Below are 9813 nucleotides of genomic sequence, written 5' to 3' on the forward strand. Positions count from 1 at the left end.
AACGCGAACCGGCCGAAGTTGCCGCCAACTGCCCGCTAGTTGCCGGTGACCGGCGGCGGCCCACGGGCGGACGGCCGCCGGTCCGGCACCGCGGGGCGTCAACTCCCTTGCTCTGCAAGGCAGTACGGCAGCGCGAAGCCCCCGGCGCGTCCGCGCCGGGGGCTCGTCGTCGTGGGGCGTCGCGGGTCAGCCCGCGACGATGGCCTCGGCCGCCGCCACCCCGCAGACACGGGCGGCGCCGTGCGTGGCGACGTACAGGGCGCCCCGCGCCGGGGACTGCGGTATGCCCATCTCGACGACGACCGTGTCCGTGCGGGCGGCGAGCAGCGTGTCGAGTCCCGTCCGCATCCAGTCGTGCCGGTGCTCGTCGCGGACCACGGCGACGACCCGGCGGCCGGCCGCCGCGGCCAGTGCCTCGGCCCCCGCGTCGGGCCCGCTGAAGGAGCCGGTGACGGTGCCGGGCAGCAGCCGCTCCAGTTCGCCCCCGACGCCCCACGGGGTCACGTCCCCGACGGCGATGTTGGGCTCCGGGTTGAAGGTGGCGACGAACACGGGCCCGTCGACCGGGGCGGCGGACGCCTGCCGCCGTACCGTCACCGCGCGGCGGGCCGCCGCGAGTCCGACCTCCGGGTCGGGCGCGGCCTCGGCCCGCGCGCGCCGCCGGGTCTCCACCGTCCAGGCGGCGAGCCTGCGCACCCGGGCGGCGGCGTCGGCAAGCCGTTCGTGCGGCATCTCACCGCTGCGGACGGCCTCGACGAGCGCGTCCCGCAGCCGCAGCACCGTGTCCTCGTCGCACAGTCCGCCGCCCACGCAGATCGCGTCGGCGCCGGCCGCGATCGCCATGACGACACCGCGTTCCAGGCCGTACGTGCCGGCGATGGCGCGCATCTCCATGCCGTCGGTGACGATCAGGCCGTCGTAGCCGAGTTCACCGCGCAGCAGGTCGGTCAGCACCCGCCGCGAGAGGGTGCCAGGGCGCTCCGGGTCCAGGGCCGGCACGAGGATGTGCGCGCTCATGATGGCCTGGGTGCCGGCCTCGATGGCCGCGCGGAACGGCACCAGTTCGCGCGCCCGCAGGGTGGCCTCGTCAACGTCGATGCGGGGCACGGCGTGGTGGGAGTCCACGTTGGTGTCGCCGTGCCCGGGGAAGTGCTTGGTGCACGCGGCGACGCCGCTGGACTGGAGGCCCCGGACGTAGGCGGCGGTGTGCCGGGCCACGAGGTCGGTGTCGGCGCCGAAGGCGCGCACCCCGATCACCGGGTTGTCGGGGTTGGCGTTGACGTCGGCGGACGGCGCCCAGTCGAGGGTGACCCCGCACTCCGCGAGCCGCCGGCCCAGCTCGCGCGCGACGCGGTGGGTCAGCTCGGGGTCGTCGACGGCGCCGAGGGCGTGGTTGCCGGGGAACGCGGAGCCCGTGTGGACGTCGAGCCGGGTGACGTCGCCGCTCTCCTCGTCGATGGCGACGAGGAGGTCGTCGCGCTCGGCCCGCAACTGCCCGGTGAGCGCGGCCACCTGGTCCTCGCTGACCACGTTGCGGCCGAACAGGGCGACGGCCGCCAGGCCCTCGCCGACGCGGCGGCGCACCCAGTCCGGCGCGGTGGTCCCGGCGAACCCGGGTTGCAGCACGGCGAGGGCGTCACGGGTGAGGGTCTCGTTGCCGGTGGCGATAGTGGTCATCGAAGGCGTCATCCCTTCACGGCACCGCCGGACCAGGCCGCGCGCTGCCGCGTGTTGCAGAGGTGGAATAGGACACGAGGGGGACACGAGGGCAAGCCGACCGGCGGCCGGGCACACCACGACGGCGGCCGGACCGCGCCGCACCTCCCCCTCCCTCGAGAACCGCCGACTCGCCGCCGGCGGTGTTCCGGGCACGCCGCCACCGCGCTCGGACGGCGCCCGGCGCATGAATGGTGTAGACCTGCACGAGGGAGCTTGGCCTAGACTTTTGGGCAGCGTCAAGGGCGTCAGAGGGGTCGATCTCCCCCGTTACGCGAAGAACATCCCACCGCGGTCGGCCGCGGATCACCTTCTCCGGTTGGACTAGACCAAAGGGCGGTTGCGGGCTATAACGGGGTCCGGCGACAGAGCGGGGGAAGGCAGGCCATGACCACGGACGTCAGCAACGCCATCGGGGGCACGCCCGGCCGCAGCGCGCGAGTGCCGAAGTACTACCACGTCAAACAGCAGGTCCTGGAGATGACGGACGCGCTGGCACCGGGCTCGCGCATGCCGGCGGAGCGATTACTCGCCGTCCAGCTGGACACCTCGCGCACCACCGTCCGCCAGGCGCTCCAGGAGCTCGTGGGCGAGGGACGGCTCGACCGCATCCAGGGCAAGGGCACGTTCGTCGCCCGCCCCAAGCTCTACCGCACGCTGCTGCTCACGTCCCACACCGAGGACATGCGCGCCCAGGGCCTCGAACCCGACTCGCGCGTCCTCGACGTCGGCCAGGTCGAGGCCGACGAGAAACTGTCGGGGCTGCTCGGCATCGGGGTCGGCGAGAGCGTGCTGCGCATCGAGCGGCTGCGGCTGGCCAGCGGCGAGCCCATGGCCATCGAGACGACCCATCTGTCCGCCCGGCGCTTCCCCGGACTGCGCCGCTCCCTCACCACGTACCGCTCCCTCTACACGGCGCTCGCCGAGGTGTACGGCGTCCGGCTCGCGGAGGCGGAGGAGGCCATCGAGACGTCGCTCGCCACGCCCCGCGAGGCCGCCCTGCTGGCCACGGACGTGGGCCTGCCGATGCTGCTGCTGTCCCGTCACTCCCGCGACGCGCGCGGCGAGCCCGTGGAGTGGGTCCGCTCGGTGTACCGCGGCTCCCGCTACAAATTCACGGTGACCCTGATGAGGCCGGCGGACTGACGCGCGGTCCCGACCCCGCCGGACCACACGTCGGACCGCCCGCAGGAACCGCCCGCCGGACGGCTCGCCGGGCCGGGTGGCCGGGAGTCCTGGAGGACTCCGCCTTCGTACCCGGCACGCATCCCGGACACGCACCCGGAACACGCCCACGACCCGAGACCCCGACCCCCCGCGCCGCGCCGCCCGTTCCCTCCACCCCGCCCCGGGCGCCCGGCCCCTCCCCCGACCCTCACCCCACTTCCCCCCTCGGCCCGCTCCGGTGGCGAACCGTCCCGGACCCCACCCTGTTCTCCCCCGCGGCGACACCGTGCCGGAGGCTCCCGCGGGTTCTCCGCCGTCCCCGTGTCCGCGCACCGGGACGGCACCGAACGACGAAATGGGCGTGATGTGAGCGAGACATCCACGGTGGACACGCTTGCGGCGGTGCTGGTCGGCGCGCGTGAGGCGGCCTGTCTCACCCAGGAGGACCTGGCGGCGAGATCGGGGCTGAGCGTCCGGGCCATCCGCAACCTCGAGACCGGCCACACCGCGCGGCCCCGCAAGCAGTCCCTGCTGCTGCTCGCCAGGGCGCTCGGGCTGCCGGCCGCGGAGGTGGGGGGTCTACTGCGCGCGCCCCGCGAACCGGCCCGCCCCGTACGGGCGCCGGGGCCGCCGCCCGCCGAACTGCCCGCGGCCCCGCGCACCCGACTGGTCGGCCGGCAGCGGCCGATCACCTCGCTCCGGGCCCATCTGACGGCGCGGCAGCGCCGGGACCGCGGGCGGCCCGCGGTCGTCGTCGGACCGCCGGGCGCGGGCAAGACCTCCCTGGTCCTCCAGGTCGCGCACGGGGTGCGGGACCGGTTCCCGGACGGCCAGGTCTTCGTCGACCTGCATCCGGCCTCCTCGGCGCCGCTCACCCCGGACATGCTGGTCCGCCGGGTGCTGCGGTCGCTGGGCGACGCCTCCGCCGCGGAGAACCCGGAGGAGGCGGGCGCGCGGCTGCGGGACGCGCTGAGCAGGCGTCACGTGCTGGTCGTCCTCGACAACGTGGACAGCGAGGCACAGGTGCGGCCGCTGCTGGTCGACGACGCCCGCAGCGCCGTCCTGGTGGCCGCGCGGCGTGAACTGTCCGCGCTGCCGGGGCAGTTCCGGCAGCGGATCGGCGCCCTCGATCCGCTGGACGCGCACACCCTGCTGGCGGACCTGGTGGGCGCCGCGCGCACGGGCGCGGAGCCGTCGGCCGCGATGACCATCGTGCGCTCCTGCGGCCGGCTGCCGCTGGCCCTGCACATCGCCGGGCTGTGGCTCTCGGCCCGCCCGCACCGTCCGCTGCGCGACCTCGCGGACCGGCTGCTGGACGAGCGCGAGCGCCTCCCCCTGCTGCGCGTCGGGGACCTGTCGCTCCAGGCGAGCGTGGCCGCCCGCCACCAGGTGCTGCCGCCGGCCGTCGCCGCCGCGCTGCGCCGACTGGGCGCCCTGCGGGGCGAGTTCGGCATCGCCGACGTCGTCGCCGGTGCGGGCGTGTCCCGGCGCCAGGCCGTGGACCTCCTGGACGAACTGCTCGACCGCCAGGTCACCTACGTCAGCCGGTACGGCACCGGTGAGCAGCTGCGCCACCGGCTCTACGACGCCGCCCGTCTGTACGTCATGTACGCCCACGTGCCCCCGCCGGGCGACGGCGCGCCGGCGCCGGGCCAGATCCGGCTGCCCCGCCAGACCGTCGAACCGACGCGCACCCGGCTGCGCACCATCGGGGCGAAGGGCCTGGGCAGGGCACCGGGTCACGGGGAGCTGATCCTGCCGGACGTCCCCTGACACCACCGCCGTCGTCGGGCCGGGCGCCCTGGCGCGCCGGGCCCGGCCTCGTCGCGGGAGAACCCCGGAGAGAGACCTGGCGAGAGACCTGGAGAGACGAGAGAGACCCGGGGAAAGATCAGGGGAGAGATCAGGGCATTGACACCCTCCCGGCTACTTAGAATAGCCTTACCTAAGTTGGCCGGTTTCCGGAGGGTGGCTGGTGGGAACAGGGAAGCCGTCGGGGCGGGACGTCCTGACACGTTCGGTCAGGGGGCAGGCGCGGCGCGTCGGCCTCGGGGCGGTGCTCGGTTGTGTGCACCAACTCGGGGAAGCCCTCGTGCCGGTGCTCGTCGGAGTGGTCGTCGACCAGGCGGTGGCCGGGCAGGACGCCGGGCGGCTGGTGCTCTGGCTGGCCCTCCTCGCCGTCATGTACGTGGTGCTGTCGTGGAGTTTCCGCCTCGGCGCGCGGGCGGGTGAACGCGGGGCCGAAGAGGCCGCGCACACCCTGCGCCTGGCCGTCGTACGGCGGGTCCTCGACGCCCGCGGCGGAGCCGAGGACGGACGGCTGCCGGGAGAGCTGGCCAACGTCGCCACCGAGGACGCCAAACGGGTCGGCGCGGTCAACATGGCGCTGATGAGCGGGACCTGGGCCGTCGCGGGCGTCACGGCGAGCGCGGTGGCGCTGCTGCTGACCTCGGTGCCGCTCGGGCTGATCGTCCTGCTGGGCACGCCCGTCCTGCTGTGGATCGGCCATCTGCTGAGCAAGCCGCTGGAGCGCCGCAGCGAGGCGGAGCAGGACAGGGCCGCCCACGCCTCCGGCGTCGCCGCCGACCTCGTCGCCGGACTGCGGGTGCTCAAGGGCCTCGGCGCGCAGGGGGCGGCCGTCGAACGCTACCGCGCGACCAGCAGGACCTCCCTCGCGGCTACCCTGCGCGCCGCCCGCGCCGAGTCCTGGCAGACCGGCCTGGTCCTCGCCCTCACCGGAGGGTTCATCGCGCTGATCGCCCTGGTCGGCGGCCGGCTGGCGCTCGACGGGTCGCTCACCCTGGGCCAGTTGGTGTCCGCGGTGGGCCTCGCGCTGTTCCTGCTGGGCCCGTTGGAGACCTTCGCCTGGGTCAACGCCGAACTGGCCCAGGGCCGGGCCTCGGCCGCCCGGGTCGCCGAGGTGCTCGCCGCCGGACCCGCCGTGGTCGGGGGCGACGAGCCGGTCACGGAACCGGTGCGCGGGCGGCTGCGGTTGCGCGGGGTGCGGCTCGACGGCCTGGACGGCGTCGACCTCGACCTGCCGGCCGGCCGGCTGACCGGGGTCGCGGTGACCGACCCGGCGTGCGCCGAGGCGCTGTTGCGGTGCCTGGGCCGGGAGGCCGACCCGGAGTCCGGGTCGGTCGAGCTGGACGGCGTGCCGCTGACCCGGCTCGATCCGGCCGGTCTGCGGGCCGCGGTGCTGGTCGCCGCCCACGACGCCGCGCTGTTCGAGGGCACGCTGGCCGCCAACGTGACCCCGGGGGCCCCGGCCGGGGAACCCGGGGAGGACGCCCGCACGGAGCGCGCGCTGGCCGCGGCCCGCGCCGACGAGGTCGCCCGCTCACTGCCGCACGGCGCCACGACCGGCATCGGCGAGGGCGGTCGGTCGCTGTCCGGCGGGCAGCGTCAACGGGTCCTGCTGGCCCGGGCGTTGCGGGCCGAACCGGACGTCCTCGTGGTGCACGACCCGACGACCGCCGTGGACGCGGTGACCGAGGCCCGCATCGCCGAGGGGCTGCGCGAGGTCCGGCGGGGGCGGACCACCGTCGTGGTGACCAACAGTCCCGCGCTGCTCGCCGTCGCCGACCGGGTCGTCCTGCTCGACGGCGGCCGGGTCGGCGCCGAGGGCACCCACGCGGACCTCGTACGGACCGACGCGGCCTACCGGACGGCGGTGCTGGTGTGACCACACGACCCGACGACGACGGAGCGACCCCGCAGGTCACGGCCGACCCGAACCTGCTGCCCACCGCCACCGCCCCCCGCACCCGCGCCGTTGTGCGCGAACTGCTGCGCCCGCACCGGGCGTTGGCGCTGGCCGGATTCGGGCTGATGGTGGTGGCCACCTCCGTCGGACTGCTCACCCAGCCACTGCTCGGCCGGATCGTGGACGTCGTCACCGACCACCGCTCCGCCGACGCCCTCACCCGGCCCGTGGTCGCGCTGGCCGTCGTCGCCGCCGTCCAGGGGATCACCACCGCGCTCGGCATGTCCCTGGTCTCCCGGCTCGGCGAGACCGTGCTCGCCCGGCTGCGCGAACTCTTCGTCGAACGCGCCCTGTCCCTGCCCCTGGAGCGGGTCGAACGGGCGGGCTCGGGCGACCTCAACTCCCGTGTCACCAGGGACGTCTCGCGCGTCGCCGACGCCGTGCGCGGCGCCCTGCCCGAACTGGCGCGCTCCGGGCTGTCGATCGTGCTCACCCTGGTCGCCCTCGCCGTCCTGGACTGGCGGTTCCTGCTGGCGGCGCTGCTCGCCGTGCCCGTGCAGGCGCACACCGCCCGCTGGTACCTGCGCCGCGCCGTCCCCCTGTACGCCAAGGAGCGGATCGCCACCGGCGCCCAGCAGCAGCAGTTGCTGGACACCATCGGCGGGGCGCGGACCGTGCGGGCGTACCGGCTCCAGCGGCGGCACGGCGCACGGGTCGACGAACGCTCCCGCGCGGCCGTCGAGTTGACGATGAGCGGGGTGCGACTGGTGCTGCGCTTCTACAGCCGGCTGCACATCGCCGAGTACATCGGGCTCACCGCCGTCCTGGTCACCGGGTTCCTGCTGGTCCGCGACGGCGCGGCCTCCGTGGGCACGGCCACCGCCGCGGCCCTGTACTTCCTCGGCCTCTTCGGACCGGTCAACACCGCGCTCGTGCTGCTCGACGACGCCCAGTCGGCGACGGCCGGACTCGCCCGCCTGGTCGGCGTGGTCGACGTCCCGGCGGCCGATCGGGACCGGGCACCGGACCGTCGTACGGTCCCGGGCGGTGACCCCTCCGTCACCCTCGCCGCCGTCTCCCACGCGTACGTCCCCGGCCGCCCCGTCCTGCACGCGGTGGACCTGGAGATCCGGCCCAAGGAGCGGGTCGCGCTGGTCGGCACGACCGGTGCGGGCAAGACGACCCTGGCCAGGCTGGTGGCGGGGCTGCACCGCCCCGTCGCCGGCCGGATCGACGTCGCGGGTGGCGAACCGGACGAGTCGGGGCGCACGGTCGGCCTGGTCACCCAGGAGGTCCACGTCTTCGCCGGGCCGCTCGCCGACGACCTGCGGCTGGCCCGCCCGGACGCGAGCGTCGAGGAGCTGCGGGAGGCGCTGGCCACGGTCGGCGCCCTCGGCTGGGCCGAGGACCTGCCGGAGGGGCTTGACACTATCGTCGGCGACGGCGGCCACCGCCTCACCGCCGACCGTGCACAGCAACTCGCCCTGGCCCGCCTCCTGTTGGCCGATCCACCGATCGCCGTACTGGACGAGGCGACCGCGGAGGCGGGCAGTTCCGGCGCCCGGCTGCTCGACGAGGCCGCCGAGCGTGCGCTGCGGGGCCGGACCGCGCTCGTCGTGGCGCACCGGCTCAGCCAGGCGGCCGCCGCGGACCGGGTGGTCGTGCTGAGCGACGGCCGGGTCGTGGAGAGCGGCACGCACGACGAACTGCTCACCGCGCAGGGGCCGTACGCCGCCCTGTGGCACGCCTGGTCCGGCAGCCGCTCCCCCGGACCGCCCGCCGATCCCCACTGACCCCAACCGCCGAACCCCTCGCGCCCGAGCGTCGCGACGAACCGAAGGATCACCGATGTCCCGCCCCACCCGAGCCTCCCGGCTGACCGGTCTGCTCGCCTCCGTACTCCTGCTCACCGCGACGGCGGTCGCCTGCGGTTCCTCCGACTCGGGCTCCGGCACCGGCTCGTCGTCGGACGCGAAGGACTCGTCGGCCGCCGCCGGCGCCTTCCCGGTGACGATCGCCCACAAGTTCGGCAGTACGACGATCAAGTCCGTGCCCAAGCGGATCGTGACCGTCGGCCTCACCGACCAGGACGCCGTCCTCGCCCTCGGCACGGTGCCGGTCGCCACCACGGAGTGGGTCGGCGGCTACAAGGGGGCCATCGGCCCGTGGGCCCAGGACAAGCTGGGCGGTGCGCCGGCCCCGACCGTCCTCAAGGACACGGGCACCGGCCCGCAGGTGGAGAAGATCGCCGCGCTGAAGCCGGACCTGATCCTCGCCGTCTACTCGGGCCTGACCAAGTCGCAGTACACGAGCCTGTCGAAGTTCGCGCCGGTCGTGGCGCAGCCCAAGGAGTTCAACGACTACGGCGTGCCGTGGCAGCGGCAGACCGAGGAGATCGGCAAGGCGCTCGGCAAGGAGCCCGAGGCCAAGAAGCTGGTGGCGGGCGTCGAGGACCGGTTCGAGGCGGCCGAGAAGGCCAACCCCGCCTTCGCCGGGGCGACGGCGGTCATGGCGACGCCGTACGAGGGCACGTTCGTCTACGGCAGCCAGGACACGCGCTCGCGTCTCCTGTCCGACCTCGGGTTCTCGCTGCCGAAGGACCTGGACAAGGTGATCGGCGACCAGTTCGGCGCCAACATCAGCAAGGAGCGCTTCGACCTGCTCGACCAGGACGTGGCCGTGTGGATCGTCCCGGACCTCACCTCGGCCGTCGACAAGCTGCACGGCGACAGCATCTACTCCGACCTGAACGTGGTGAAGCAGGGCCGCGAGGTCTTCATCGAGGAGACCAGCGACTACGGCAACGCGGTCTCGCTCTCGACCGTGCTGAGCATCCCGTACGTCCTGGACCGCCTGGTGCCGCAGCTCGCGGCGGCCGTGGACGGCAAGGCCGACACGAAGGTGGCGCAGCCGGCGTCCTGAGCGATCGCCGCACGGAAGCCGCCGCGCGGCACGACGAAGGGGCGGGCCCGCCTACGGGCCCGCCCCTTCGCGCGTCGGCTCAGGAGCCCTCGACGAGGCTCTTGGGGCGCATGTCCGTCCAGTTGGTCTCGATGTGGTCCAGGCACTCCTGGCGGCCGGCCGGGCCGTGGACGACCGTCCAGCCGGGCGGGACGTCCACGAAGTCGGGCCACAGGCTGTACTGGCCCTCGTCGTTGACGAGGACGGAGTAGACGCCGTCGGGGTTCTCGAACGGGTTGCTCATGTCGTGGGTGCCTTTCGGA

At 74.8% G+C, this 9813-nt stretch carries 7 protein-coding genes; 5 read left to right on the plus strand and 2 right to left on the minus strand.

The window, feature by feature from the left end:
• Positions 1-186: 186 nt before the first annotated feature.
• Complete coding sequence (locus tag AB0F77_RS04335; protein ID WP_361941179.1) at positions 187-1677, minus strand: glycoside hydrolase family 3 protein; 1491 nt, start codon at positions 1675-1677, stop codon at positions 187-189.
• A gap of 426 nt (positions 1678-2103) precedes the next feature.
• On the opposite strand from AB0F77_RS04335, the gene AB0F77_RS04340 reads away from it, so the two are divergent.
• The 5 genes from AB0F77_RS04340 to AB0F77_RS04360 all read left to right on the plus strand — a co-directional run bounded on the left by AB0F77_RS04340 (position 2104) and on the right by AB0F77_RS04360 (position 9511).
• Entirely contained in the window at positions 2104-2862 is a 759-nt protein-coding gene (locus AB0F77_RS04340; protein WP_361941182.1) for a GntR family transcriptional regulator, read from the plus strand.
• Between the two features lie 387 nt (positions 2863-3249).
• Positions 3250-4656, plus strand: coding sequence for an AAA family ATPase (locus AB0F77_RS04345; RefSeq protein WP_361941185.1), 1407 nt, complete (start codon positions 3250-3252; stop codon positions 4654-4656).
• Positions 4657-4858: 202 nt separating this feature from the next.
• Positions 4859-6568 carry an ABC transporter ATP-binding protein gene (locus AB0F77_RS04350; RefSeq protein WP_361941188.1) on the plus strand — a complete coding sequence of 570 codons (1710 nt, stop codon included), beginning with the start codon at positions 4859-4861 and terminating at the stop codon, positions 6566-6568.
• Positions 6569-6714: 146 nt separating this feature from the next.
• Entirely contained in the window at positions 6715-8382 is a 1668-nt protein-coding gene (locus AB0F77_RS04355) for an ABC transporter ATP-binding protein (protein WP_361941496.1), read from the plus strand.
• 55 nt (positions 8383-8437) lie between these two features.
• A complete protein-coding gene (locus AB0F77_RS04360; protein WP_361941191.1) occupies positions 8438-9511 on the plus strand; it encodes an iron-siderophore ABC transporter substrate-binding protein in 1074 nt (357 codons plus the stop codon).
• Positions 9512-9590: 79 nt separating this feature from the next.
• Here the strand turns inward: AB0F77_RS04360 and AB0F77_RS04365 are convergent, their stop codons facing one another.
• Positions 9591-9794 carry an MbtH family protein gene (locus AB0F77_RS04365; protein WP_361941194.1) on the minus strand — a complete coding sequence of 68 codons (204 nt, stop codon included), beginning with the start codon at positions 9792-9794 and terminating at the stop codon, positions 9591-9593.
• Positions 9795-9813: the final 19 nt, after the last annotated feature.

Source organism: Streptomyces sp. NPDC026672 (genome assembly GCF_040638185.1).
GTDB lineage: Bacteria > Actinomycetota > Actinomycetes > Streptomycetales > Streptomycetaceae > Streptomyces.